The organism is Citrobacter sp. R4 (assembly GCF_026719175.1).
GTDB lineage: Bacteria > Pseudomonadota > Gammaproteobacteria > Enterobacterales > Enterobacteriaceae > Citrobacter_A > Citrobacter_A sedlakii.
Window position 1 is genome coordinate 996,289 of the sequence record NZ_JAPPSU010000001.1, and the last position, 24,669, is coordinate 1,020,957.

The 24,669-nt window shown below is 56.2% G+C and carries 22 protein-coding genes; 11 read left to right on the plus strand and 11 right to left on the minus strand.

All coding sequences use genetic code 11. The annotated features are described in order from the left end of the window. Positions 1-20: 20 nt before the first annotated feature. The gene (locus OOJ60_RS04735; protein WP_042283101.1) at positions 21-590 is read left to right on the plus strand and encodes a flavin reductase family protein; all 570 of its coding nucleotides are present in this window, start codon (positions 21-23) and stop codon (positions 588-590) included. On the opposite strand, the gene OOJ60_RS04740 is transcribed toward OOJ60_RS04735, so the two are convergent. Beyond that, positions 591-1,346 (minus strand): DeoR/GlpR family DNA-binding transcription regulator, encoded by a 756-nt coding sequence (locus OOJ60_RS04740; RefSeq protein WP_060571213.1) that lies wholly within the window; start codon positions 1,344-1,346, stop codon positions 591-593. Between the two features lie 149 nt (positions 1,347-1,495). Here OOJ60_RS04740 and OOJ60_RS04745 point away from each other — a divergent pair, with 149 nt between their 5' ends. Next, positions 1,496-1,858, plus strand: coding sequence for a DUF4406 domain-containing protein (locus OOJ60_RS04745; RefSeq protein ID WP_205612154.1), 363 nt, complete (start codon positions 1,496-1,498; stop codon positions 1,856-1,858). Positions 1,859-2,024: 166 nt separating this feature from the next. Beyond that, positions 2,025-4,001 (plus strand): alkyl/aryl-sulfatase, encoded by a 1,977-nt coding sequence (locus tag OOJ60_RS04750; RefSeq protein WP_181823157.1) that lies wholly within the window; start codon positions 2,025-2,027, stop codon positions 3,999-4,001. 50 nt (positions 4,002-4,051) lie between these two features. Here the strand turns inward: OOJ60_RS04750 and OOJ60_RS04755 are convergent, their stop codons facing one another. Further along, on the minus strand, positions 4,052-4,669 hold the full coding sequence (locus OOJ60_RS04755) for a glutathione S-transferase family protein (protein WP_205612030.1): 618 nt from the start codon (positions 4,667-4,669) through the stop codon (positions 4,052-4,054). A 266-nt stretch (positions 4,670-4,935) separates the two neighbouring features. Between OOJ60_RS04755 and ansP the strand changes: the two genes are divergently transcribed. Beyond that, positions 4,936-6,378 carry an L-asparagine permease gene (ansP, locus tag OOJ60_RS04760; RefSeq protein ID WP_042283115.1) on the plus strand — a complete coding sequence of 481 codons (1,443 nt, stop codon included), beginning with the start codon at positions 4,936-4,938 and terminating at the stop codon, positions 6,376-6,378. 56 nt (positions 6,379-6,434) lie between these two features. On the opposite strand, the gene OOJ60_RS04765 is transcribed toward ansP, so the two are convergent. After that, positions 6,435-6,656 carry a YgdI/YgdR family lipoprotein gene (locus OOJ60_RS04765; RefSeq protein ID WP_042283117.1) on the minus strand — a complete coding sequence of 74 codons (222 nt, stop codon included), beginning with the start codon at positions 6,654-6,656 and terminating at the stop codon, positions 6,435-6,437. Between the two features lie 136 nt (positions 6,657-6,792). After that, entirely contained in the window at positions 6,793-7,854 is a 1,062-nt protein-coding gene (gene yncE / locus OOJ60_RS04770; RefSeq protein WP_042283119.1) for a 7-bladed beta-propeller protein YncE, read from the minus strand. Between the two features lie 264 nt (positions 7,855-8,118). Between yncE and pqqU the strand changes: the two genes are divergently transcribed. Further along, the gene (gene pqqU / locus OOJ60_RS04775; RefSeq protein WP_205612031.1) at positions 8,119-10,239 is read left to right on the plus strand and encodes a TonB-dependent receptor PqqU; all 2,121 of its coding nucleotides are present in this window, start codon (positions 8,119-8,121) and stop codon (positions 10,237-10,239) included. Between the two features lie 56 nt (positions 10,240-10,295). On the opposite strand, the gene OOJ60_RS04780 is transcribed toward pqqU, so the two are convergent. From OOJ60_RS04780 to OOJ60_RS04790, 3 genes are all read right to left on the minus strand, one after another. Then, positions 10,296-10,961, minus strand: a complete 666-nt coding sequence (locus OOJ60_RS04780) for a GntR family transcriptional regulator (protein WP_042283124.1) — start codon at positions 10,959-10,961, stop codon at positions 10,296-10,298. Positions 10,962-11,183: 222 nt separating this feature from the next. Further along, a complete protein-coding gene (locus OOJ60_RS04785; protein WP_205612032.1) occupies positions 11,184-12,221 on the minus strand; it encodes an NADP-dependent oxidoreductase in 1,038 nt (345 codons plus the stop codon). Positions 12,222-12,278: 57 nt separating this feature from the next. Next, on the minus strand, positions 12,279-12,854 hold the full coding sequence (locus OOJ60_RS04790; protein ID WP_205612033.1) for a helix-turn-helix domain-containing protein: 576 nt from the start codon (positions 12,852-12,854) through the stop codon (positions 12,279-12,281). 37 nt (positions 12,855-12,891) lie between these two features. On the opposite strand from OOJ60_RS04790, the gene OOJ60_RS04795 reads away from it, so the two are divergent. After that, on the plus strand, positions 12,892-13,410 hold the full coding sequence (locus OOJ60_RS04795) for a GNAT family N-acetyltransferase (RefSeq protein ID WP_205612034.1): 519 nt from the start codon (positions 12,892-12,894) through the stop codon (positions 13,408-13,410). Next, positions 13,407-13,856 (plus strand): DMT family transporter, encoded by a 450-nt coding sequence (locus OOJ60_RS04800; RefSeq protein ID WP_042283132.1) that lies wholly within the window; start codon positions 13,407-13,409, stop codon positions 13,854-13,856. The genes OOJ60_RS04795 and OOJ60_RS04800 overlap by 4 nt, the downstream gene beginning before the upstream one ends. Positions 13,857-13,882: 26 nt before the next feature. Here OOJ60_RS04800 and OOJ60_RS04805 read toward each other — a convergent pair whose 3' ends face one another. Further along, positions 13,883-14,116, minus strand: coding sequence for a YdcY family protein (locus tag OOJ60_RS04805; protein WP_060571221.1), 234 nt, complete (start codon positions 14,114-14,116; stop codon positions 13,883-13,885). Between the two features lie 225 nt (positions 14,117-14,341). Between OOJ60_RS04805 and OOJ60_RS04810 the strand changes: the two genes are divergently transcribed. From OOJ60_RS04810 to OOJ60_RS04820, 3 genes are read left to right on the plus strand one after another with little or no spacing between them, the layout of a single operon-like run. Further along, entirely contained in the window at positions 14,342-15,640 is a 1,299-nt protein-coding gene (locus OOJ60_RS04810; RefSeq protein ID WP_205612035.1) for an SrfA family protein, read from the plus strand. A gap of 4 nt (positions 15,641-15,644) precedes the next feature. After that, entirely contained in the window at positions 15,645-18,626 is a 2,982-nt protein-coding gene (locus OOJ60_RS04815) for a virulence factor SrfB (protein WP_205612036.1), read from the plus strand. Further along, positions 18,623-20,776, plus strand: a complete 2,154-nt coding sequence (locus OOJ60_RS04820) for a virulence factor SrfC family protein (protein ID WP_205612037.1) — start codon at positions 18,623-18,625, stop codon at positions 20,774-20,776. Before OOJ60_RS04815 ends, OOJ60_RS04820 begins: the two co-directional genes overlap by 4 nt. A 39-nt stretch (positions 20,777-20,815) precedes the next feature. Here the strand turns inward: OOJ60_RS04820 and ortT are convergent, their stop codons facing one another. Beyond that, positions 20,816-20,989 (minus strand): orphan toxin OrtT, encoded by a 174-nt coding sequence (gene ortT, locus OOJ60_RS04825; RefSeq protein WP_042283144.1) that lies wholly within the window; start codon positions 20,987-20,989, stop codon positions 20,816-20,818. Between the two features lie 191 nt (positions 20,990-21,180). On the opposite strand from ortT, the gene yncL reads away from it, so the two are divergent. Continuing rightward, entirely contained in the window at positions 21,181-21,276 is a 96-nt protein-coding gene (yncL, locus tag OOJ60_RS04830; RefSeq protein ID WP_072014929.1) for a stress response membrane protein YncL, read from the plus strand. Between the two features lie 101 nt (positions 21,277-21,377). Here yncL and patD read toward each other — a convergent pair whose 3' ends face one another. Continuing rightward, complete coding sequence (patD, locus tag OOJ60_RS04835; protein ID WP_205612038.1) at positions 21,378-22,805, minus strand: aminobutyraldehyde dehydrogenase; 1,428 nt, start codon at positions 22,803-22,805, stop codon at positions 21,378-21,380. A gap of 309 nt (positions 22,806-23,114) precedes the next feature. Continuing rightward, complete coding sequence (locus tag OOJ60_RS04840) at positions 23,115-24,524, minus strand: aminotransferase-like domain-containing protein (RefSeq protein ID WP_205612039.1); 1,410 nt, start codon at positions 24,522-24,524, stop codon at positions 23,115-23,117. Between the last annotated feature and the right edge of the window lie 145 nt (positions 24,525-24,669).

The following is a 24,669-nucleotide window of genomic DNA, read 5'->3' on the forward strand; positions in this document are numbered from 1 at the left end:
ACACTTTGCGAGACAACCCGATGAGTCGATTCCGCCCTGTCGAATTACGCCACGCCAGCCGCCTGCTCAATCACGGTCCCACGGTGTTGATCACCAGTCGCGACGACGCCAGCGCAAGACGCAATATCATGGCCGCCGCCTGGTCAATGCCGGTTGAATTTGAGCCGCCTCGTATCGCGATAGTGGTGGATAAATCAACCTGGTCACGCGAGTTGATTGAGCGCAGCGGCCTGTTCGGCATCGTCATACCCGGCGTAGCGGCGACCAACTGGACATGGGCTGTCGGCAGCGTTTCCGGGCGCGACGAGGACAAGTTCAACTGTTATGGTATTCCGGTGGTAAACGGCCCGGTGCTTGGCCTGCCGTTAGTCGAAGAAAAATGCCTTGCGTGGATGGAATGCCGCCTGCTTCCCGCCACCGCAGCCCAGGAAAAATACGATACTCTGTTTGGTGAAGTGGTTTCTGCCGCTGCGGATGCGCGGGCGTTCACGGAAGGCCGCTGGCAGTTCGATGACGATAAACGTAATACCCTGCACCACCTCGGCGCGGGTACGTTTGTGACCAGCGGTAAACGCGTCACTGCGGGCTAATTAGGCCTTTATTACCGTCACGCCTTTCGCCCGCATGGCGGTGATCCAGCCGTTATCGGTGTTATCTTCCACCACGACGGTGTTGATCAACGACACATCGCCAATGGCGAAGGGCGAGGCCGTATTGATTTTTTCCGGTGAAGCCAGAACGATGGTTTCCGCCGCCCTGGCGGAAAATGCGCGTTTGATGCACGCTTCTTCGTAATCGCCCGTGGTTAATCCCACTTCCGGGTGGATCCCTGTTGCCCCCATAAAAAACAGATCGGCCTGAATATTGCGGATACCTTCCACCGCCGCCGCGCCAACGGTAACGATGGAGTGTTTATACACCCGACCGCCAATCAGTATGATTTCGATGAGAGGATGATTCACCAGCCCCAGCGCAATGCCCGGACTGTGCGTGACTACCGTAATGTTGAGATCGTCCGGCAGACAGGCAATCAGCTCGGTGGTGGTCGTACCGCCATCCACAATGACCACCTGGCCGTTTGAGATAAGCGTCGCGCCTTTCTGCGCCAGTCGTTTTTTAGCATCGGTTTTAAGCGTTTTTCGCTCCACAAACGTGCCAACGGCGGAAGAGGCAGGCAGCGCGCCGCCGTGAACCCGCTGTAAACGCCCTTCTGCCGCCAACTCCCGCAGGTCACGGCGAATGGTGTCCTCCGAAACCGCAAAACGGCTGCTGAGCGATTTTGACAACACCTGTCCTTCTGCGGCGAGCAGATCGAGAATCAATTTTTTACGCTGATCGGTAAGCATCGGTTTATTCCTGGTTTTGCACGATCACTCTTGATCGTGCACGAATTTGCTGTTTATGATGCCTACTCTACAAACGCAGGGCCTCTCAGGCAACAAAAACGTGCAGAAATACGCAATTCTGCGCACTCTTTTTCTTTAGTGAGGACATGATGACAGCACAACTTATCTTGATCGCCGGACCGTATCGCAGCGGTACAGACGGTAAACAGGCATTGATTGATGCGAATTTGCACCGTCTGGAAGCCGCCGCGCTTGCCGTCTACCAGCGCGGGCATATCCCGGTGATTGGCGAATGGCTCGCCTTGCCGCTGGCGAAAGCGGCGGGTTCAACCTCGCTGGACGATGACATCAGCGAAGCGATGCTCTATCCGGTCGCACATCGGTTGATCACCCGCTGTAACGCCATTTATCGTATTCCCGGCGCTTCCCAAGGCGCGGATAAAGATATCGAGATCGCCCGCCAACTGGGACTGAACGTCTACACCACTCTGGAGGCTATTCCGCAGGCCTGATGATAAATTGTGCAGATATCAATCACCTGCCGGTATCTGCACCGCCTTGCCGTCCTTGCGAAGCCCACTATAGTTAATGTTGCATTACCTCAAATTTCCACGCCAACCCTCCGTTGTGCATGACATACCTAAAAGCCTATCCGCCATTCTAAAGAGAGGTTATTCAATGCAACTCAATACCATCGCCAGAGGCTTCATCCTCGCTGGGATGCTGACGTCATATTCCCTGCCCCTTCTGGCTGTCGAAGCGCCGAAAGACGCCACAGCCGCCACCCAACAGGCCAATAACGCGCTTTATAATCAACTGCCCTTCTCGGATAACACAGACTTTACCGATGCGCATAAGGGCTTTATCGCCCCGATACCGCAGGAGGTAATCAAGGGTGAACAAGGCAATGTGATCTGGAACCCCCAACAGTACGCGTTTATTAAAGAAGGCGATAAAGCGCCGGATTCAGTCAACCCAAGCCTCTGGCGTCAGGCGCAACTGATTAACATTAGCGGCCTGTTTGAAGTGACTGACGGGGTGTATCAGATCCGAAACCTCGATCTGTCCAATATGACGATTATCGAAGGAAAAGAAGGTATTACCGTTGTTGACCCGTTGGTTTCAGCGGAAACGGCAAAGGTCGGCATGGATTTGTATTATAAAAATCGCGGGAACAAACCGGTTGTGGCCGTCATTTATACCCACAGCCACGTTGACCACTATGGCGGCGTGCGCGGCGTGGTGGATGAAGCGGATGTGAAGTCCGGCAAAGTGAAAATCTACGCGCCCGCAGGTTTTATGGAAGAAGCGGTGTCGGAAAATATCATGGCTGGTAATGTGATGAGCCGCCGGGCCAGTTATATGTACGGCAACCTGCTAAAGCCTGACGTCAAAGGCCAGGTAGGCGCGGGACTGGGCACCACGACGTCTGCTGGTACCGTCACGTTGATCGCCCCGACCCACTACATCACCAAAACAGGGCAAAAAGAGGTGATTGACGGCCTGACCTACGATTTCATGATGGCGCCAGGCTCTGAAGCCCCTTCCGAAATGTTGTGGTATATCGAAGAGAAGAAAATCATCGAGACCGCCGAGGATGTCACCCACACGCTGCATAACACGTATTCTTTGCGCGGCGCCAAAATTCGCCAGCCGTTGCCGTGGTCAAAATACATTAATGAAGCGCTCAATTTATGGGGTGATAAAGCCGAAATTATCCTCGCCCAGCATCACTGGCCGACATGGGGTAACGACAATGTCGTGAAACTGCTGAAGAGCCAGCGCGACCTGTACCGCTATATCAACGACCAGACCCTGCGCATGGCGAATCAGGGGCTCACCCGCGACGAGATCGCCGCTAACTTTACACTGCCGCCGTCGCTTGCCCACACCTGGGCGAACCGCGGCTACTATGGTTCCGTCAGCCACGACGTCAAAGCCACTTATGTGCTCTATCTCGGCTGGTTTGATGGCAATCCGGCTACCCTTGATGAGCTGCCGCCAGAAGAAGCGGCGAAAAAATTTGTCGAATACATGGGCGGCGCGGATGCCATTCTGCAAAAAGCGAAGCAGGATTACGATCAGGGGAATTACCGTTGGGTTGCGCAAGTGGTAAGCAAAGTGGTCTTTGCCGATCCGAATAATCAGGCGGCAAGGAACCTGGAGGCGGATGCGCTCGAACAGTTGGGTTACCAGGCGGAATCGGGTCCGTGGCGTAACTTTTATCTGACTGGCGCACAGGAATTGCGTAATGGCGTGCAAAAAATGCCTACGCCTAACACCGCCAGCCCGGATACCGTGCGGGCAATGACGCCGGAAATGTTCTTTGATTATCTCGCGGTTCACATCAACGGTGAAAAGGCGGCGGATGCGAAAGCAGTGCTTAATATTGACTTTGGGGAAGACGGCGGGAAATACAAAGTGGAGCTGGAAAACGGCGTCCTGAACCATACCGCAAACGTTGAAGATCCGCAGGCAGACGCGACGATCAGCCTGTCGCGCGACGCACTGAATCGCATTGTGCTAAAAGAGGAAACGCTGAAAGAGGCCACGGACAAAGGTGACGTAAAAATCACCGGCAATGCGGAAAAACTCAACGAACTGCTCGGCTATATGGATAAGTTCGAATTCTGGTTCAATATTGTCACCCCGTAATCAGCGTATGCCCGGCTCACTGCCGGGCATCGCTTTCTCCGTTTCCGCACTTATACAATCTCATTGCGCTTAAGCACCTGACGTAACGTCGGTAACTGGCACACCGCATCCGCTATCGCGCTGATATTGGGCGTGTTGTCCTGAAACCAGTCGTGTCCCGGTCCCCATGTGCGCATCACGCAGAGGTAGCAGTCCAGCAGGGTTAACTGCTCGCCAAACGCATACGGCTCAGCGCTGAGCTGGTCATTTAGCCACAGATAGAGCGATTTACGGTATTCGATAACGTTTTTTTTCAGCGCTTCTGGCGCTTGCGGCGACCAGCGTTCAGGGTAATCGGCAAAGGTATAGGTCGGATAGACGTTAGCGACCAGCCAGATCAGCAAACGTTGAAACTGCTGTCGTTCCGCACTGCCAACAGGGGGAGCCAGTTCGGGACGGCGGTCGAGGACCATTAGCGCGATGGCTGCCGTTTCGCTCATTACCGCGTCGTTTTCCAGCGTTAGCGTCGGCACCTGACACAGCGGATTCAGCTTTAACAGTAAATCGCGCTGCGGCCCGTCGCGGTCAAATCCGCTGACGTCAACGAACTGATAGGGAATGTCCGCCAGCGTAAGCATCAGCTCGCTAATCGCCGAACCCCAGCCCGGCGCGCCGTAGATCTTAATCATACTGCCTCCACCCGGTTAAAAGAGTAAGTGTAGAGTAACCTGGCAGATGCCGCCCGTAGCCCGATCCGGCGCGTTGCAGGTGCGCATTGCTTATTTATTACGCAGTCTGACCATTCGTATTCGTATATTTTGCGCCGTTTATTATTTGCAGGTAGGATGCTTCGCCGGTGGTTTTATCCGTACACAGAATGACGGGAAAAATTAACCGCGTCGCGGCGGCTGTCGCGACAACAGTATTCTCACTTAGACAGGTAACAGGAAACGGAATGAATACACAAGACACCACGGCGTCGGCGCAGCACGCGGCGAAGCGACGCTGGTTGAATGCCCATGAGGAAGGCTATCACAAAGCAATGGGCAACCGTCAGGTTCAGATGATCGCCATTGGCGGCGCCATTGGCACCGGGTTATTTTTAGGCGCGGGCGCACGCCTGCAAATGGCCGGTCCGGCGCTGGCGCTGGTTTATCTCGTTTGCGGGATTTTCTCGTTCTTTATCCTTCGCGCGCTGGGCGAACTGGTTCTCCATCGCCCTTCCAGCGGCAGCTTTGTCTCTTATGCCCGCGAATTTCTCGGTGAAAAAGCCGCTTATGTGGCCGGGTGGATGTATTTCGTCAACTGGGCGATGACGGGAATTGTCGATATCACCGCCGTGGCCCTGTATATGCACTACTGGGGCGCGTTTGGCGACGTACCGCAATGGGTCTTTGCTCTCGGCGCGCTGGCCATCGTCGGCACCATGAACATGATTGGCGTAAAATGGTTTGCCGAAATGGAGTTCTGGTTCGCGCTGGTGAAAGTGCTGGCAATTGTGATCTTTCTGGTGGTGGGCACGGTCTTTCTGGGGTCCGGCAAACCGCTGGACGGCAACGCCACCGGTTTTCATTTGATCACCGATAACGGCGGCTTCTTCCCTCACGGCCTGCTGCCCGCGCTGGTTCTGGTGCAGGGTGTCGTCTTTGCGTTTGCCTCTATCGAACTGGTCGGCACCGCCGCCGGTGAGTGTAAAGATCCGCAGACCATGGTGCCTAAAGCCATTAACAGCGTGATCTGGCGTATTGGCCTGTTCTACGTGGGTTCCGTGGTGCTGCTGGTTCTGCTGCTGCCGTGGAATGCCTACCAGGCCGGACAAAGCCCGTTCGTCACGTTCTTCTCAAAACTTGGCGTGCCCTATATTGGCAGCATCATGAACATTGTGGTGTTGACCGCCGCGCTCTCCAGTCTGAACTCCGGCCTGTACTGCACCGGACGGATTCTGCGCTCAATGGCGATGGGCGGCTCCGCCCCGAAATTTATGAGTAAGATGAGCCGCCAGCATGTGCCCTGGGCGGGCATTATGGCGACGCTGGCGGTGTATGTTGTGGGCGTCTTCCTCAACTATCTGGTGCCTTCCCAGGTTTTTGAGATCGTCCTCAACTTCGCCTCGCTGGGCATTATCGCGTCGTGGGGATTCATTGTGGTGTGCCAGTTGCGCCTGCGCAAGGCAATCAAAGAGGGCAAAGCCGCCGATGTCAGCTTCAAGCTGCCGGGCGCGCCGTTCACCTCCTGGCTGACGCTGCTTTTCCTGTTAAGCGTACTGGTGCTGATGGCGTTTGACTATCCGAACGGCACCTATACCATCGCTTCCCTGCCGCTGATCGCCATTCTGCTGGTTGCCGGTTGGTTTGGCGTTCGTAAACGCGTTGCGGAAATCCATCGCACTGCGCCATAAAAATGACAAAGGCCTGACCGACGACGCCGATCAGGCCTGCTTTTCAACGGCGTCGACTAATCCGCTTCGATAAGCTGCGCCACGTCATTCCTGTTGATTTCCCGTGCATTCCCGTCCTGATCGGTATAGCGGGTCATTCCCGTCTCTTTATCAAGCTGCGGTTTTCCCTGCGTGACGATGGTTTGCCCGCTTTTGGTAGTCATAACGTAATTCGTGGAGCAACCTGCCAGTGCGAACAGCATCACGCCAGCGCAAAGGCAGAACAGTGGCTTTTTCATAGCATTCCCAAGTGATTCATTTAACCGAAGCGGGACAGTGTAATTCCCTGGGCTTATTCAGGCTATCAGCGGGATGTAACGAGGCGTATCGGCGGGTATGGGAACGTGAATGGAGGGGTTTCCCCCTCCTGCGGGTTTACAGCGCAATACGAATCACGTCGTCTGGCTGCGTGGCTTCTTTTTCGCGTGTCGACTTCTGCTTCACACTCACGTACAGGGTCTTGCCGTCTGCCGACAGCGCCAGACTGTTCGGGAAGGTCGGCGTATCGAAGGTTTTCACTACCTTGTAGCTTTTCGCGTCAATCACGCTCACTTTACCGGCCTGACGGTGGGTGACGTAGGCTTCATTACGCGCCGGGTTAAACAGCACGGCCAGCGATTCCGGCGCAGCGACTTTCGCCAGAACGTTGCCGTTGCGGGTATCAACAACCAGCACTTCCGCCGCTTTCGAGTCGGTAATAAACGCGCGGTGACCGGCGGTGTCCAGGCTCAGATTAATAAAGAAGTGCTCTTTACCGTCATCAAGCAGTTTCTTACGGCTGATGATGTTGTTCGTGGCGGTATCGATGGTGATCAGCTCGCCATCCGCATTGGTGGTGTAAAGACGCTTCGCGCCGCTGTCGATAGCCAGACCCGTGCTCATTTTACCGGTGTTTTCAATGGTCGCTTTCAGGGCGATCTTTTCGCCGTCCACCACCCAAATCGCGCTCTCTTTGCCAATCCCGCTGATATACACCGTATTCGTTGCTTCATCAGCAACCAGCTCACGCGGCTGCAGCGGACGGACATCTTCGGAGCGTTTGCGGGCGTCCAGCACCAGTCGTCCTTTCACTTCGCTGGTCTTCGCATCGATGGCAGTGACCGCGCTATTCACCGTGTTACCAAACCACAGCGTCTGGGTCGCGTTATTAATGGTGGCGCCAAACGGTTTGAGATCGTTGTGAATGATCTGCGTCACGTCCAGCGTGACCGGATCGAGACGATAAACAATACCGCCTTTATCCAGCTTGCGACTTTGCGAGGTGGCGAGCCACAGCGCGTTTTCCTGTTGGCTGTAGGCCATTTCGTAAGCGCCCTTGCCCACGCCTTTACGCAGCATCTCTTCTGCCGCCTGAGTGCTGAACGATGAGGCAACCAGCAGTGAACCTAACAGTAAAGCACCACGCAGGCGCGGGGAAAACTGATGACGAAAATGCATGACGACTCCCTTTGATATATCGCTATTTTGCTGCTTCACATCGCTTCGCTGAGCAAGATCATGGTTTTGCTCTCTTTTATAAATGGGAATGGTAATCATTATTTGTCAGAAAGTGGAGCACTTCTTCGCATCCTGTCTACAATCTTCTTAATTTCTCCATTAATTCTTAACGCATTGTGCCGTTAAAATTTTCAAAATTTTACAAACGAATTAACATGTAACTTACATACCTATGGGTACGTTCACTTTAACTGGCCTTTTTTCATGAAGATTATTTCCATACGATATACCGCAGTTCCCGCTCTGCTCTTTCCACTCGTGTTCTCTCCGCTGGCCGCAGCGGACAGCGAAGCCGATGAACAAACGCTGATCGTCAGCGCCTCACCCCAGGCCGTTTCTGAACTGGATACCCCCGCCGCCGTCAGCGTGGTCGAGGGCGAAGATATGCGCCGGGCGGCGCCGCGCATCAATCTTTCCGAATCCCTGACCCGCGTGCCGGGCCTGCAGGTGCAGAACCGACAAAACTACGCTCAGGACCTTCAGCTTTCTATCCGTGGCTTTGGGTCGCGTTCAACTTATGGCGTGCGCGGCATTCGTTTGTATGTTGACGGCATCCCGGCAACGATGCCGGACGGACAGGGGCAGACGTCAAATATCGATCTCAGCAGCGTGCAAAACGTTGAAGTACTGCGCGGTCCCTTCTCCGCGCTTTACGGCAATGCTTCCGGCGGGGTCATGAACGTGACGACACAAACCGGACAACAGCCGCCGACCATCGAGGCAAGCAGCTATTATGGAAGTTACGGCAGCTGGCGCTACGGGTTAAAAGCGACCGGCGCGTTCGGCGATGGCACCCAGGCTGGCGATGTGGACTACACGGTGTCGACGACCCGTTTTACTACCCACGGCTACCGCGATCGTAGCGGCGCGCAAAAGAATCTCGCCAATGCGAAACTGGGCGTGCGTCTCGACGAGGCAAGCAAGCTGAGTCTGATTTTTAACAGCGTCGATATTAAAGCTGACGATCCCGGCGGCCTGACCGAAGCCGAATGGCGCGATAACCCGCAACAGTCGCCGCGCGCGGAGCAGTATCACACGCGTAAAACCATCAAGCAGACGCAGGCCGGACTGCGCTATGAACGACAGCTTAGCGCCCAGGACGACATGAGCGTGATGATGTATGCCGGGCAACGTGAAACCACCCAGTATCAGTCGATCCCGATGGCCCCTCAGCTCAGGCCGTCCCATGCGGGCGGCGTTATCTCGCTGCAGCGTCATTACCAGGGCATCGACAGTCGCTGGACGCACCGCGGGGAACTGATTGTACCCATGACGTTTACTGCCGGGCTGAACTACGAAAATATGAGTGAGAACCGTAAGGGCTACACAAATTACCGTCTCACTGACGGCGTACCAGAGTACGGCCAAAAAGGCGAGCGCCGCCGGGACGAGCGCAACCTGATGTGGAACGTCGACCCCTACCTGCAGACGCAGTGGCAACTGACCGACAAACTCTCCCTTGATGCAGGCGTGCGCTACAGTTCGGTCTGGTTCGACTCTAACGATCGCTACGTGACGCCGGGCAACGGCGACGACAGCGGCGATGCCAGCTATCATAAATGGTTGCCAGCCGGATCGCTGAAGTATGCCGTGACGGACGCCTGGAACCTCTATCTGGCAGCGGGCCGCGGTTTTGAAACGCCGACCATAAACGAGCTTTCCTACCGTGCGGATGGGCAAAGCGGGATGAATTTCGATCTTAAACCTTCCACTAACGATACGATAGAAATTGGCAGCAAAACCCGTATCGGCAACGGACTGCTGACGGCGGCGCTGTTCCAGACCGACACGGACGACGAACTGGTGGTGGATTCCAGCAGCGGCGGTCGGACAACGTATAAGAATGCGGGCAAGACCCGGCGTCAGGGGATAGAACTGGGGTGGGATCAGCGTTTTGGCGAAAACTGGCGCGTCAACGCCTCCTGGACCTGGCTGGACGCCACCTACCGTAGCAACGTCTGCAACGACCAGAACTGCAACGGTAACAGGATGCCGGGGATCGCCCGCAACATGGGTTTTGCGTCCCTGGGTTATGTGCCGGATGAAGGGTGGTATGCCGGGGCTGATGCCCGCTACATGGGGGATATTATGGCTGACGATGAAAACACCGCCAAAGCGCCCTCTTATACTGTCGTAGGGCTGAATACCGGATATAAAATCAACTACAGTAATCTGACGGTGGATGTGTTCGGGCGGGTCGACAACCTCTTTGACAAAGCGTATGTTGGCTCGGTCATTGTGAATGAATCGAACGGCAGATACTACGAACCTGCTCCGGGGAGAAATTTCGGCGTGGGTGTTAACCTCGCATGGCGTTTTGAATAACCTGCGTAATAAGGGTAGTCATAGCGGGGAGATTCCCCGCTAAATTTAAGCAGTACTTAATTAAGGTATTGTCGTTTAACGATGGCGACATTTTTATTGATGATGTCGATTAAACAGTCGCGACTGGCCTCTTTATTTCCTTGGGCAATAACCTTAAATAATTGATGGTAATGATCGACACTGTGTGGATACGCGCCCTCTTTTTCCAGATCATAGAGAAAATGCAGGCTTGGCCCCATTTGTACCCACAGCTGTTCGATCATTTCGCACAGCGTCGGCATGTTGGCAAAGTGATAAATTTTGAAGCGTAACGCCCGGTTTGCCCGCAGTCGCTCGGCTACCGAGCCTCTTTCATGCGCCTGCTGATACGTCGCAAGCAGCGCCTCCAGGAGTTCCATCCGTTCCGGCGTAATCCGCCCCGTGGCTTCCATAACCGCCATCCCTTCCAGTTCACAGCGAATACGGATGATTTCCGCGAATCGCGCCATATTGATTTCCGGCACCATGAAGGCTTGCGCGGGCGCAATGGTTAACGCGCTGGCAGACACCAGACGTAACAGCGCCTCACGCACCGGCGTGATACTGATCCCCAACTCCTCAGCAATATTTTTGGTAATTAATCTGGCGCCAGGCTTCAGCTCGCCAAGACTTAATCGATCTTTTAATCCTCTTTCAACGTGTGTTGTCAGACTGATGTGCTGCGACTTTTCCGTACCAGGCATTCTATTTCTTCACCTCATCATATAGCCAATCGCAATTAAACCTGAAAGATTTAATTGTTTAAGATTTCGCCTGGTGAAAAAATAAAACGACAACCGTGATCATTTACCCGCGTTATTTTAACGGCCCTGGCAATTTAATTTGCCTTGCACGCGGTGATTTAATTAAAGCCGGAAATTTAAAAACTGCCCATTTTTTTATGGCGGCCAGGGCCGCCATGTTTGTCAGTCATCTTCCGCGACGCGAATCACGACTTTGCCAAAGTTTTTACCACTCAACAGACCGATGAAGACCTCTGGGGCGTTTTCCAGTCCTTCCGTCACCTGTTCACGATAATGAATCTTACCTTCTTTAACCCAACGTCCCATCTGCTGTTGGAACTCATGAATACGGTGACCATAATCCTGCGCAATGATAAAACCCTGCAGACGAATGCGTTTCTTCAGTATCGTCGCCATCAGCAGCGGCAGTCTGTCCGGACCGGCGGGGAGTTCTGTCGCGTTATAGCCGCTGACCAGACCGCAAAGCGGGATCCGCGCGCAGGTATTCAACAACGGAAGTACAGCGTCGAAGACTTTACCGCCGACGTTTTCATAATAGACATCAATCCCCTGTGGACAGGCATTTGCCATTTGCTCTGCAAAGTCATCCGCATGGTGGTCCAGACAAACGTCAAAACCCAGCACTTCAGTGGCATGACGACATTTTTCCGCGCCGCCGGCAACGCCGACCACACGGCAGCCTTTGATCTTGCCAATCTGCCCCACCGTCGCCCCGACTGGACCGGTTGCGGCGGCAACCACCAGCGTTTCACCCTCTTTCGGCTGACCTATATCCAGCAAGCCCATGTAAGCGGTAAAACCGGGCATCCCCAATACGCCGAGCGCCCAGGATGGCTGTTCAGGATCGTTGCCGAGCTTCACCAGCCCCGCGCCGTCGGAAATATCATAATCCTGCCAGCCGCTGTAGCTCAGTACCCATTCACCAGGCTTGTAGTCTGGATGGTTTGACGACACGACGCGGCTCACCGTTCCGCCAACCATGACCTCACCCAGCGCGACCGGCGGCGCGTACGACGGTTCGTCGCTCATTCGTCCGCGCATATACGGATCGAGGGAAAGGTAAACCGTGCGTAACAAAACCTGGCCTTCGCCCGGGGTGGCGACCTCATCCTCTTCAAGACGGAAATTGTCCGCCACGGGCGCGCCATGGGGTCGGGAGGCTAAAACCCAGCGACGATTACGGTGTTCTTGTTGACCCATGATGTTCTCCTCAGCGTTTGGCATGAATCCATCAATAGTAGCAGGCCGCGCCTGTCTTTAACGTCCCGCGAGGTTTAAACGCACAACGAGGTAAACGCAGGTTTGCGCTGATTCATTGATAAAACGGCAATCATTGGGCGGCCCCAGCTCAAGACAATCGCCCGCTTTCATCTCGTGGCGGGTTTCACCCTCAACGAACACCAGTTCCCCGTGCTGAAGCCAGATCAACTGCCGCGCCTGTACATAGGCTGAGGCGGGCATCGGGATATCACTTCCTGCGGGAAGCTCAATTTGCACCAGATCGAGAGGCAAGTCGCTGTGTGGCGAAACGTGGCGGCGCAAATACTGGCTCTGCGGATCGTGCCAGACGGGTTGATCCGCCGCACGCAGCAGTTTACCTTCTTGCATTTCGGCGCGCGCAATCAGCGTTGACATACTGATGCCAAAGGCGCCGGAAAGCCTGCCGAGCAGCGTCGCCGTCGGGCTGCTTTCCGCACGTTCGATTTTATGGATCATCGCCCGTGAAACGCCCGCGCGTTCAGCCAGTTCAGTCAGCGACCAGCCGCGGGATTCTCGCTCAATGCGAATTCTTGCACTGATGCGTTGATTTATGCTGTCTTCAATAGTATTCATATCGTAATACTATAGTGAACATTTCCTGAGGTTCAAGATGCTTATTCGATTCGCGAGCAAAGAGGATTGCGGGGATATCGCAGCGATCTACAACCACGCCGTGTTACACACGGCGGCGATCTGGAACGATCAAACCGTAGACGCCGATAACCGCATGGCCTGGTTCGAAGCGCGTCAGTTGCTGGGGTATCCGGTGCTGGTAGCTGAAGAAAACGGTAAGGTGACGGGGTACGCCTCCTTTGGCGACTGGCGCAGCTTTGACGGATTTCGCCACACGGTGGAACATTCGGTGTACGTTCACCCGGATCATCAGGGGAAAGGACTGGGACGCCAGCTATTGAGCCGCTTGATTGAGGAAGCGCGCGCCTGCGGCAAGCACGTGATGGTCGCGGGCATCGAGTCGCAAAATCAGGCTTCGCTGCATCTTCATAGCACGCTCGGGTTCAAAATCACCGCGCAAATGCCGCAGGTAGGGACCAAATTTGGCCGCTGGCTGGATCTGACATTCATGCAGCTTCAGCTTGACGATCGTCTGCAACCGGACGCGCGCGGATGAACACATCGCTGACGCTCGCCTTTCTGATCGCCGCGGGTATCGGCCTGGTGGTGCAGAACACCCTGATGGTGCGCATCACCCAGACCTCTTCCACTATTTTGATCGCCATGCTGCTGAATTCGCTGGTCGGCATCGTGCTGTTTGTCACTCTATTGTGGTTTAGGCAGGGTATGGCGGGATTTGGCGAACTGGCCTCCAGCGTTCGCTGGTGGACGTTAATTCCTGGCCTGCTGGGTTCGTTTTTCGTGTTTGCCAGCATCAGCGGCTATCAGCATGTGGGGGCGGCGACCACGATTGCCGTGCTGGTCGCCAGTCAGCTTATCGGCGGACTGGCGCTGGACCTCCTGCGCAGCCACGGGGTACCGCTGAGGGCGCTGATTGGTCCGGTTTGTGGCGCGGTGATGCTGGTGGTGGGCGCATGGCTGGTGGCAAGACGATCGTTTTAACGACCGCCCTGCCGCCATCTGGCCCATCACAGGATCGTGCCGCCTTTTGTCAACTGCTCGCGGCGCGCTTCGGCGTCTTCTTTATGCTGCCGGCCATGATGCGCGATGGCGGTTCTCAACCGTTGCTGCTGGGTGTAACGATCTTCGCGGCTTAATTCGCCATCGTCGCTCAGGGCGATCAACAGCGTGTTCATCTGAGCAATAACGCTTTCCGCAATCGCGGCATCAACGCGGGCGCTAACCTCATCCAGGTGCGACATAGCTTCTCCTTTTCAACAGACTGATGAAACCTTCATCATACGCTGAAATCCGTTCGCTTGCGGCATTTAATCCGTAATGCATATCCGTCAGTTTCCCTTAAGTCTTTTTCACAACGTCAACCCCTCTATGGCGGGATAATTCGCCCCTTTATGCCTTTCTTCCACCGTTTGCTCGCGTTATGACGCCGTAAAGTAGATGCGTGAAAAAGTCTTAAGGACCCTAACGTGGCAAAAACTCTCTTGCGCAGCGGCAATCTTGATGACTATCAGGCCGTCGGCGGTGGCGGCCAGGCCGTCTTTGATTCAGCGCTGCAAATTCGTGAAACACTCCGGCTGCGAAAGCAACTGGCGATGGTCGATTGTCTCGCCATTCCGCAAATTAACGACAGCGGTGACCGGGTGGACTGGTATTCTCCTGTAGAAGGCCAGGCCGTTGCGTGGAAAGCGGCTGACGTTGATGCGCGCCGTCGCGCCCTCCGCACGCTTTCCGCGACGCTGGACAGCGCCGCCGCCCTGAGCCGCAAGAGCCTGCAATCCGGAAAAACGGCGTTACAGCTTTTCGGCTCCTTGCTCGAAAAAGCCGTACAATTTCCCGGTGAAAACCACGTCTTCCTGGTGGATGGGAAACCGGTTATCACCTTCTGGGGTTTTATCAACCTTAACGAAAACGTGCGTGACGATGTGCTGGCATGCCTGTATCTCGAAGATTCGCCCGAAGCGAACATTCACGCTGACCCCGCCCCTGCAGAAGAAACCGCGCCAGAGAACGCTTTTCCCCATGCGGATGAACCACTGCTGTCAGTCCCCGTCGTGCCGGTAACTCCGCCCGTCTCTGAAACCATCAGCCCGCTAGTCGCGCCGTCCATCGTGGCGGAGGAAAAAGCGTCCGCGAAACCGGCGCGCCGACTGCCGCTGTGGAGCGTGCCGGTTGCCGCCGTCACCATTGCCGCGCTTGCCGCGCCGCTGCTCTGGCACGCGCAAACCCCCGCGGTCGCGACGGAAAGCGTCAGTGCGCCGCAACCCGCAATGCCTGCTCTGCCGGAACTGACCGCCACGCTACCGCTGCAGCAGGCGCACGTTATTCCGGAGGAGAAAAAGACCCCGCCCGCCGTCGCGCCGGTGGTCATTGCTGCGATACCGAAAGACGCGCTGGTCATGGAGGCTAATCAGGTGAAGGCCGGTACGACCCGTTTTCTCAACGGTCGCTGGCGCGTAGTAATGGAGGTGAAAGACCCCGCGACCGGGAAAGCGCCCTCGTTGCGCTATCAGATCCAGAATAACAAAGGGACAGCGCGACTGGTGCATGGCGACAGCATTGTCTGTCGCGCCGAGCTTTTTTCCGGTCTGCATCAGAGCGGCGAGCTCATGATCAAAAGCCGTGGAAATGCGCGCTGCGCCGATGGCTCCCGCTATCCGATGCCGGAAATCACCTGTAAAGCCGGGACAAATGACGTCGCCGTCTGTACCGCCCGCTTCGACGGTCAAGCGGAGATCCCGTTGACGTTTAAAAAGATAGGTGCCTGATCTTATGCTGGTGAATTTGTGTGATTACAAACAGAGCGTCACGCTCATCGCAAACAGCGGCGTTCAGTTTCTTGACTTCGGCCTGACGCCGCAGGAGTCGGCACATCATGGCCGTTTTGTGCGGAAAACCGCTAACGGCCCGCTGCTGCGTCTGGACTACGATCTGGCAAACGGTCGCTATACGTTGCCGGCGCGTCCGGGAATGCAGCCAGAAGTGGTTAAACCCGAAAGCACACAGTCGCTACAGTATTCGCTTGCGGTACTGGACGGCGTCTGGCTACCGCTGCCGTTCCTGCGCTTTAACCCGCCGCGCACCTTTGTTGAAGGTCCGGATAACTGGGCGCGCGTGCAGGTTCGCAAACTCGCCTTACCTGACAGCGCAGGTCATACCCACCGCGTTACGCTCGCGCTCGACAGTCAGTTGAGCGACGCGACTCCCTCCGCGCTCGCCCCCAGTGAAAACGATGTACTGAACGGTACCCGCTTTGCGCTGGCCTGGCGCGATGACGAAGTGGCTGATTTTCTCGATCAGACGTGGATTGATGGCTGGCTACGCGAGGTGTTTTTGCATCATGTCAGCCAGGTGGAAAACCGTCCGGAACAGGCCATCAATCAGGCGCTGCGCAGTTTTGAATATCAGGCGCACTGGCTGAATCTGCTGGCGTTACTCGGCGAACAGCTAACGGTGCCAGAGGTCAGGCTGGTCACAGAGACGCTGAGCACTCCCGCGATTCCGGTCGATTTGATCCTTGACGTTGGCAATACCCACACCTGCGGCGTGTTGATTGAGGATCACGGCGATGCCAACGACGGCCTGCGCCAGACGGCAGAACTGCAGGTGCGATCGCTGAGCGAGCCGCAGTTTTTGAACGATCCGCTGTTCACCAGTCGCCTTGAGTTCTCGGAAGCCCGCTTCGGCAAGCAGCATTTTTCCGTCGAAAGCGGACGCGAAGACGCGTTTATCTGGCCGTCGATTGTCAGGGTTGGCGACGAAGCGCGTAAACTGGCGATGCAACGAACCGGAACCGACGGCAATAGCGGTATTTCCAGTCCCCGCCGCTACCTGTGGGATGAAACGCCGGTACTGCACGACTGGCGCTTCAGCCAGATGAACAGCAAAACCCAGCGTGAACCGCTCGCGACCGCCTTTCCGCTGATGAATCTGATGAATGACGACGGCCAGCCTCTGTACGCGCTGCCGCAGGATGAACGCCTGCCGGTATTCTCCCCGCAGTACAGCCGCAGCACCCTGATGACCCATATGCTCTGCGAGATCCTCGCCCAGGCGCTGGGGCAGATCAACAGTGTGGCGACACGTCTGCGGCTGGGGTTTCCCGCATCGCCGCGCCAGTTGCGTACGCTGATCCTCACCCTGCCCTCGGCAATGCCAAAGCAGGAGCGGGAGATCTTCCGCCAGCGTATGTTTGAAGCCATTGCCCTTGTCTGGAAAGCCATGGGGTGGCATCCGCAGGACGACGACTTTAGCAGCCGTAAACAGCAGGAAAAAAGCCGGGTGCCAGTGCCTGAGATCCAGATGGAATGGGACGAAGCCAGCTGCGGGCAACTGGTGTGGCTGTATAACGAAGCAATCTCCCATTACGCCGGACGTAGCGAAGCCTTTTTCCGCACAATGGCGCGTCCGGACCGCCAGCCCGAGCCGGGCGAAAGCAAAGGCCGGGCGCTGCGCGTTGCCTCGATTGATATTGGCGGCGGCACCACTGACATGGCGATTGTTCACTATCAGTTGGACGACGGCGTCGGCACAAATGTTAAAATCACCCCGCGCCTGCTGTTTCGCGAAGGATTTAAGGTCGCAGGCGATGACATGCTTCTGGATGTCATTCAGAGATGCATCTTACCGGCGCTGCAAACCCGGCTGCAGCAGGCAGGCGTCACCGATGCCGCCGCCCTGCTCGCCACGCTGTTTGGCGATTCCGGGCGCATAGATACCCAGGCGGTGCTGCGCCAGCAAACGGCGCTTCAACTGTTTATGCCGCTGGGGCACGCGGTGCTTTCCGCATGGGAAAAGTGCGACATCAACGATCCGCTGGCCGGGGTGCATGCCACCTTTGGCGAGCTGTTACCTCAGCGCCCAACCCGCAACGTCATGAACTACATTCAGCAGGCCGTCGACCATGCGCTGCCGCCCGGCACGCCAGCGTTCGATGTGTTTAGCGTGCCGTTACAGGTGCAGTTCAGCCAGCTGCAAGAGGCGATGCTGGCCGGGCAATTCACACTTACCTCGCCGCTGCATGCGGTGTGCGAAGCCATTTCGCACTATTGCTGCGACGTGCTGCTGGTGACCGGCAGGCCCGCCTGTCTGCCTGCGGTGCAGGCGCTGATCCGCCATCTTCAACCTGTTCCGGTCAACCGGATAGTATGGATGGATAACTACCGGGTGCATGAATGGTATCCGTTCAACCAGCAGGGACGGATCGGCAACCCGAAATCCACTGCCGCCGTCGGTGCGATGTTGTGCAGTCTGGCGCTGGATCTGCGTCTGCCGCGCTTTAACTTTAAAGCAGCCGATATCGGCGCCTGGTCAACGGTACGCTATCTCGGCGTGCTGGATAACACCGTCAACATCCTGCGCGACGAAAATGTCTGGTATCGCGATATCGATCTGGATAAACCCGGCGAAAAGCTGGATACCCGCGTCCACTTTCCGTTGCGTGGTAACGTGACGCTCGGTTTCCGCCAACTGGCGAACAGCCGCTGGCCCGCGACGCCGCTCTATACGCTGAGCATCAACTCCGCCGAACTGGCTAAAAATATTGCCGGTGACGGTGTGCTGAACGTGCGGCTTCAGTTGCGCGGCGGCAGCAAAGAAAACGGTCCCGAATCGTTTGTCCTCAGCGACGCCTGGTTACAGGACGGCACGCCCGTTCCGGCGGATGCCCTGACCTTAAAATTAAATACCCTGGCTGACCGTCGACACAGCGGCAGTCATTACTGGATCGACAGCGGGAGCGTGTACCTGAAATGAGCAAAACGTTAACCCTTTCTCAGGCCGCTATTGCCTGGGTAGAGCGCACCCGCCGCTACGCCGTCACGCTGGATGCCGAAGCAGACGCGCTGTTGACGCAGCTTCACGCCGCGAACGCCACGGAGATTGCGCTGGAGACCGCCCGTCAGTCACGCGCCTGTATCGGGCTGTACGGTTATTCCCAGTCAGCGAAAGCCCATTTACTTTCCGCCCTGTGCAGCAGTGGAAACGGCAGGATGAATGTGGTGATGCCGGACCGCTATTTCGACTATTTCAGCCATATTAACCCCGGCCATGCCGCCGCCAACATGGCGCTACGCTTTACGCGGCAGGCCAGTTCGCCCGATGACGAATGGCCGTTACGTCTGCGGCTTCTCGCCGAAGCCGAACTGGTGCAAATCTTTATCACGATGGCCCACACGCAGCCAGCATGCCGCCAGGCAGAAAAAGCGATGATTGAATCGCGTCTCGAAAAATGGCGGTCGCTGCGCCAGCGTCATCCCGTCCCCGGCGTTACGGCGGCGGAAGTCGCCACCGTCGCCCGCTTCTGTCGTCAGTGCCGACCGGCTTCTCAACAACAGTTTGACGATGCGCTCTGGCATCAGTTCGCGCTTGTGCTTCCGTATGTGGATCTCACTACCCGCGCCAGCATCTGGTCGCTGCTGTGGGGCGAACAGCCGGAACTAACGCAGCAGTGGCTGGCGCTGGCGCATGTGCTTCAACAGACCGGTAACGCTGGCGAAGTTGCTGCGCCGCTCAGCCTGCTGGTCGATCAGTATGGTTTACCGTCCGAGCGTTTTATCACCCAGGAAGCCCATGCCTCACCGGAAGCGCAAAATGACGTGGTGGTGCATCCCGTGGTGGAAGGCGCGCTGCTGGCGGCCGTAAGCCTGCCGCAAGATCCCCTTGCGCTGCTTACCCGCGAGCTGGTGCTGAGCGTGGAGGACGGCGTACTTGACGAGGTCGATCTGCTGGATATTCCGCTGGCGCCCGTCACCTCTCCACAGCCCTTATGGCAGGCTAAACTCGGCTGGCTGCTAGAGCACTATCGTCAGCAGCGACAGCCTGACGTGTTAGTCATCTGCAATGCCACCGCTAACCGCACGCAAACACCCGCTACCGCCAGGCGGCTACTGAACTGGGTCCACGAAACCCAACCCTTACGCGACACAGCGCTACCGGGCGTGGTATGGGCGATCACCCCGCAAGACGCGCGCTTTGTAAGCGGAGAGAATCTGGATGAAACCGTCCAGCAACTGATGGGCAATCCCGGTCAGCACTGGGGCACCCTTCAGGCGTTGGATAAAAACAGTCTGCAACGATTGATCGAATGGCTGTCCCACGCCACGTCGTTCCCCCAGCGGCAAGCACGCATTGAGGCGCTTCATGCCCGGCATCGGCAGTATCTGCGTGAACTGCTGTGCCTGCTGCCTGACAACCTGTCCAGCGCCGAAACGGTTGTCCGTGAATTACAGCAACAGGCAGCACATCACGGCGATCTGCTGGATGGCCTTGTTCCCGAGGTGCAACAGTTTGAGAGCCTGCTCCAGATACGCCAGCCGAGGGAAGAACAGGTTAGCGGGCTGTTCAACGACGCTGTCGATCTTTTTGCGGAGGTTCACGACGCGCCTCAAACGGTTGAGGGTAATGATACCGGCGACCGGGCGCACAAATTGTGGATCAACCATCTTCGCCAGTGGAGCCGCGACGACAGCAATGCCACACGTTTAGGTCTGAAGCCCGCCACGCTCAGGCAGGTGGTCGCAATACTGATCGCCGCCAGCTACCGCTTGCAGCTTGCGCAGCAGTTACAGCAAATTGTGCAACAGGACGAGAACTGCGGCGCGCAGTTGCACGCCAACATCGCCAACTTTGTCGCCTGGCTCGGTTATGCCGACGTTGAGGAAAGCGAACGCCCTGCCAGTCGAATGGCCAAAGGCGAGACGATTTTCAGCGCGGCAAAACGTCCACCTATGGCACGCCTGACAGCGTTAAACGACCGGCCGGTACATGCCGCCAGCCGCTACGTCTATGACTGGCTGGTGGCGCTGTATACGCGCGCGCAGGAGAACAATGGATTCAGCCATCCACATGAAGTGACGCCAGAGGATAAAAACGCGCTGAACACGCTGTTGAATGGGGGACAATAACAGGCAGTAGGTGCATCACCGCCCTCCTGTTCAGCCGTGTTAAAACAGCGAAAACAGCAATGCGACCGGGAAGCTCATAGGCCAGGTCGCTCCCACCAGAAAGGCGCTCAAAAAACGGATACGTTTTTTATCGTGCGATAAAAACCAGGTGATGAGAAAAGTCAGCGCGGCCATTACCGCATAAAAAACGAGCATTTTTTGATACAAAGACATTGACGGGACATCCGGCCAGAGAAGTGAAACGCGCGCAATATGCTCTTTTTTTTGATGTACATCAAGTTTTATCGCTCTGGTCTGGCGCTGTTCCGATTTTGTCGCTGCCGATGAATAACCCCGGGTTGTCCTATTGCGCAATTTGCGATCCCGAACTATACACAAAGGGGTAATAACTCAGGGTGGCCTAAATGAATGTCTCAAGCAGAACTGTCGTAGTGATCAATCTTTTTGCTGCCGTCGGACTGGTAACGCTTATCTCATTGAGATTTGGTTGGTTTATTTAATTTCTACATCCCTGCGGCGCAGACTGGCAGAGAGATTTTTCTCTCTGCCTGCAACGTACGATCTTTTCCCGCCCCGTTCGATCCCGCACTGATCATAAAGGCTATGAATGTTTAACCATGACGTGACGAATAACGGTGTAATCTTCCAGCCCATACAGTGACATGTCTTTCCCATAACCTGACATTTTCTGCCCACCGTGCGGCATTTCGCTGACCAGCATAAAATGGGTGTTTACCCACGTACAGCCATACTGGAGCCTGGCGCTGACCCGGTGCGCGCGCCCAACATCCTGTGTCCACACCGACGAGGCCAGACCGTACTCCGAGTCGTTGGCCCACGTCAGCACCTGTTCCTCGTCGTCAAACGGCGTCACGCTCACTACCGGGCCGAAGACTTCCCGCTGCACGATTTCGTCCTCCTGTTTTGCCCCCGCCAGCAGCGTCGGCGCAAAATAATAGCCGGGACCGTCCACCTTCTGTCCGCCGGTAATCACCTTAATGTGTCCAAGCGCTTTGGCCCGTTCGACCGCTTTTGCGACCCGCTCAAGGTGCGCCAGTGAACTCAGTGGCCCCAGTTCAGTAGAGTCTTCCTCCGGCGCCCCCGTTTTCAGGCTGGCAACCGCCGCCCCAAGTTTTTCCACCAGCGCGTCATAGATCCCCTTTTGCGCATAAATTCGGCAGGCGGCGGTACAGTCTTGTCCGGCGTTATAAAAGCCGAATGTACGCACGCCCTCGACCACGGCGTCAATGTCGGCATCATCAAACACGATAACCGGCGCTTTGCCGCCCAGTTCCATGTGTGTACGCTTAATGGCGGGCGCGGTATGACGGATAATGTGTTCGCCGGTGGCAATCGAACCGGTTAACGACACCATGCGCACTTTTTTATGCCCGGTCAGCAGATCGCCAACCGTTTTACCACGACCAAACAGCACATTCAGCACGCCCGCCGGGAAGATATCTTTGGCCAGTTCGGCAAGTTTGAGCGCGGTCAGCGGCGTGATTTCGGAGGGTTTTATCACCACGCAGTTACCGGCTGCCAGCGCAGGCGCCAGTTTCCACGCGGCCATCATCAGAGGATAGTTCCACGGCGCAATTGAGGCGACGACACCCACCGGATCGCGCCGGATCATAGAGGTGTGTCCTTCCAGATATTCCCCGGCAGCCATACCGTTGAGACAACGAGCGGCGCCGGCAAAGAAACGGAACACATCGACAATCGCCGGGATCTCATCGTTGAGCGCGCAATGCAGCGGTTTCCCACAGTTGCGGGATTCCAGTTCGGCAAAAACCTGCGCGTTCTGCTCTATCGCGTCAGCCAGCGCCAGCAACCGTTCACTGCGCGTTTTAGGCGTCGTTTGTCCCCATTCGCTGAACGCCCTGTCGGCTGCGCGAACGGCGGCGTCAACCTGCGCAGGAGAGGCTTCGGCTATTTCCAGAAGCACCTTGCCCGTCGCCGGATTATAGACGGGCTGCCTCTCGCCTTCACCGCAGACCAGCTCGCCGTTAATCAGTAAGAGATGTTGCATAGCATTTTCCCATGTCATTGTTTATTTACCGTTTCCGGCGACGCTGTCACGACAGTCGTACCGCAGAATGTTGTTCTTTCCAGAGAATAGTCGGCGCACAGAAAGCCCACCGCCCGGAGAGAAGAAATTTGACCAGGATGTGACGTAACGCGCATTACGTCGCGGACAAGGGTAAAGAGTCTCTCTTCCCTAATATAGACAAGGCGTTAGCGAGCAAAAGGAAAATTGACGGGTATTGATATTTCCTATGAATGACAGGCAAAAGCAGGCTCATGGATAATCAGAACCTGTTTTACACATTACGACGCGCTATTTCAGCTGTTCGCGAATAAGGTGACCGAGTTGTTTAACGGCGCTCTCCTCTCTTTCCCCCCACTGCCAGGCGGTGTTGAAGCGGAAAAAGCGTTTCCAGGTGTCCGAGGTGGAAAACATTTTCCCGGGAGCAATACTGATTTGGTGCGCCAGCGCCTGCGCGGTCAGTTCTCCTGCATCCATTGATTCCGGCAGTTCGAGCCAGAGAAAATAGCCGCTGTTGTTATGATGGATCTTCACGTCGGCAGGCAGGTGACGCAGCAGCGATTGCCAGGCCTGTTGTTTGCGCTCAGCAAGCTGACGGCGCAAGCGTCTAAGATGGGCGTCATAGCGACGGGTAGACAGGTAATCGACCAGCGCCAGCTGCATGGGCGAACTGGTCGACAGCGTGCTCATTAATTGAAGGCGCTGAATAGTGCGGGCGTGCTTGCCGGCAGCCACCCAACCAATGCGAAAGCCCGGAACCAGACACTTCGAGAATGAAGAACAGTGCAGGATCCGGTCGCTGCGATCCCAGGCTTTGGCGGGTAACGGTTTTTCGCGGCCAAAGTAGAGTTCGCTGTACACGTCATCTTCAATCAGCATCACATTATGCTTGTCAAGGAGCGCGACTAGCCGCGCTTTTTTCGCCGGACTAAGCGTAAAGCCAAGCGGGTTCTGACTGTTAGTCATCAACCAGCACGCTTTTACCGGATAATCCTGTAACGCCTGTTCCAGCGCCGCGAGATCGATCCCCTCTTTCACGTCGGTCGCCACTGACAGCGCTTTAAGCCGCAATCGCTCCAGCGCTTGCAGCGCGCCATAGAAACAGGGGTTTTCCACAATCACCCAGTCGCCGGGCTCGGTGACCGCCTGTAAGCTCAGATTAAGCGCTTCTAACGCACCGGCGGTGATGACAATGTCATCCGGCGAGACGGTTATGCCCTGCTGGGCATAGCGACGGGCGATGGCATGACGCAGCTCTGCGTTGCCAGGCGGCAGATTTTCGAGCACGCTCATGGCGGTCGCGGTTTTGCTCACCTGCGCCAGCGAGCGGTTAAGCTGCTGGAGCGGAAACAGGCGCGGATCGGGAAACGCCGAGGCGAACGGCATGACCGAGGCATCACGGCTGGCCTGTAACATCTCAAAAATAGAGGTATTGATGTCGACAGCCTCGTCACGCATCACCTGGGCTGGCTGCACGGTCGGCTGGAGAATCGGGCGTGGCGCGACGTAATAGCCGGACTGCGGACGCGCAATAATTCGCCCCTGACTTTCCAGCAGTTGGTAAGCATGTCCGACGGTCATGAAGCTCATGCCGCTGCTGGCGACCTGTTCGCGCAGAGACGGCAGACGATCGCCGGGTTGCCAGACGCCAGAGGCGATCTGTTCGCAAAGTTGTTCAGCCAGACGCTGGTATTTTTTCATTCTGGTTTCTCGTCGGTCAATGCAGGTGAGCCTCGCAGTGTATAACAGTGAATAAAATTCACAACGATTTGCAAACTGTTATGGTTAAATATGCCTGTTCTGTTTCTGCCCCTCATTGCCTCACACGCCTAGAATTGCGCTGAAT

What these genes read in the sequence shown, in the direction of transcription:
- patD (WP_205612038.1), bottom strand. Translation starts at nt 22,805, where the DNA reads ATGCAACATCTCTTACTGATTAACGGCGAGCTGGTCTGCGGTGAAGGC.
- yncE (WP_042283119.1), bottom strand. Translation starts at nt 7,854, where the DNA reads ATGCATTTTCGTCATCAGTTTTCCCCGCGCCTGCGTGGTGCTTTACTG.
- OOJ60_RS04735 (WP_042283101.1), top strand. Translation starts at nt 21, where the DNA reads ATGAGTCGATTCCGCCCTGTCGAATTACGCCACGCCAGCCGCCTGCTC.
- OOJ60_RS04805 (WP_060571221.1), bottom strand. Translation starts at nt 14,116, where the DNA reads ATGTCGCACCTGGATGAGGTTAGCGCCCGCGTTGATGCCGCGATTGCG.
- OOJ60_RS04815 (WP_205612036.1), top strand. Translation starts at nt 15,645, where the DNA reads ATGCTGGTGAATTTGTGTGATTACAAACAGAGCGTCACGCTCATCGCA.
- OOJ60_RS04785 (WP_205612032.1), bottom strand. Translation starts at nt 12,221, where the DNA reads ATGGGTCAACAAGAACACCGTAATCGTCGCTGGGTTTTAGCCTCCCGA.
- OOJ60_RS04820 (WP_205612037.1), top strand. Translation starts at nt 18,623, where the DNA reads ATGAGCAAAACGTTAACCCTTTCTCAGGCCGCTATTGCCTGGGTAGAG.
- OOJ60_RS04795 (WP_205612034.1), top strand. Translation starts at nt 12,892, where the DNA reads ATGCTTATTCGATTCGCGAGCAAAGAGGATTGCGGGGATATCGCAGCG.
- OOJ60_RS04765 (WP_042283117.1), bottom strand. Translation starts at nt 6,656, where the DNA reads ATGAAAAAGCCACTGTTCTGCCTTTGCGCTGGCGTGATGCTGTTCGCA.
- OOJ60_RS04790 (WP_205612033.1), bottom strand. Translation starts at nt 12,854, where the DNA reads ATGAATACTATTGAAGACAGCATAAATCAACGCATCAGTGCAAGAATT.
- OOJ60_RS04840 (WP_205612039.1), bottom strand. Translation starts at nt 24,524, where the DNA reads ATGAAAAAATACCAGCGTCTGGCTGAACAACTTTGCGAACAGATCGCC.
- OOJ60_RS04750 (WP_181823157.1), top strand. Translation starts at nt 2,025, where the DNA reads ATGCAACTCAATACCATCGCCAGAGGCTTCATCCTCGCTGGGATGCTG.
- ansP (WP_042283115.1), top strand. Translation starts at nt 4,936, where the DNA reads ATGAATACACAAGACACCACGGCGTCGGCGCAGCACGCGGCGAAGCGA.
- OOJ60_RS04780 (WP_042283124.1), bottom strand. Translation starts at nt 10,961, where the DNA reads ATGCCTGGTACGGAAAAGTCGCAGCACATCAGTCTGACAACACACGTT.
- yncL (WP_072014929.1), top strand. Translation starts at nt 21,181, where the DNA reads ATGAATGTCTCAAGCAGAACTGTCGTAGTGATCAATCTTTTTGCTGCC.
- OOJ60_RS04740 (WP_060571213.1), bottom strand. Translation starts at nt 1,346, where the DNA reads ATGCTTACCGATCAGCGTAAAAAATTGATTCTCGATCTGCTCGCCGCA.
- OOJ60_RS04755 (WP_205612030.1), bottom strand. Translation starts at nt 4,669, where the DNA reads ATGATTAAGATCTACGGCGCGCCGGGCTGGGGTTCGGCGATTAGCGAG.
- pqqU (WP_205612031.1), top strand. Translation starts at nt 8,119, where the DNA reads ATGAAGATTATTTCCATACGATATACCGCAGTTCCCGCTCTGCTCTTT.
- OOJ60_RS04745 (WP_205612154.1), top strand. Translation starts at nt 1,496, where the DNA reads ATGACAGCACAACTTATCTTGATCGCCGGACCGTATCGCAGCGGTACA.
- ortT (WP_042283144.1), bottom strand. Translation starts at nt 20,989, where the DNA reads ATGTCTTTGTATCAAAAAATGCTCGTTTTTTATGCGGTAATGGCCGCG.
- OOJ60_RS04800 (WP_042283132.1), top strand. Translation starts at nt 13,407, where the DNA reads ATGAACACATCGCTGACGCTCGCCTTTCTGATCGCCGCGGGTATCGGC.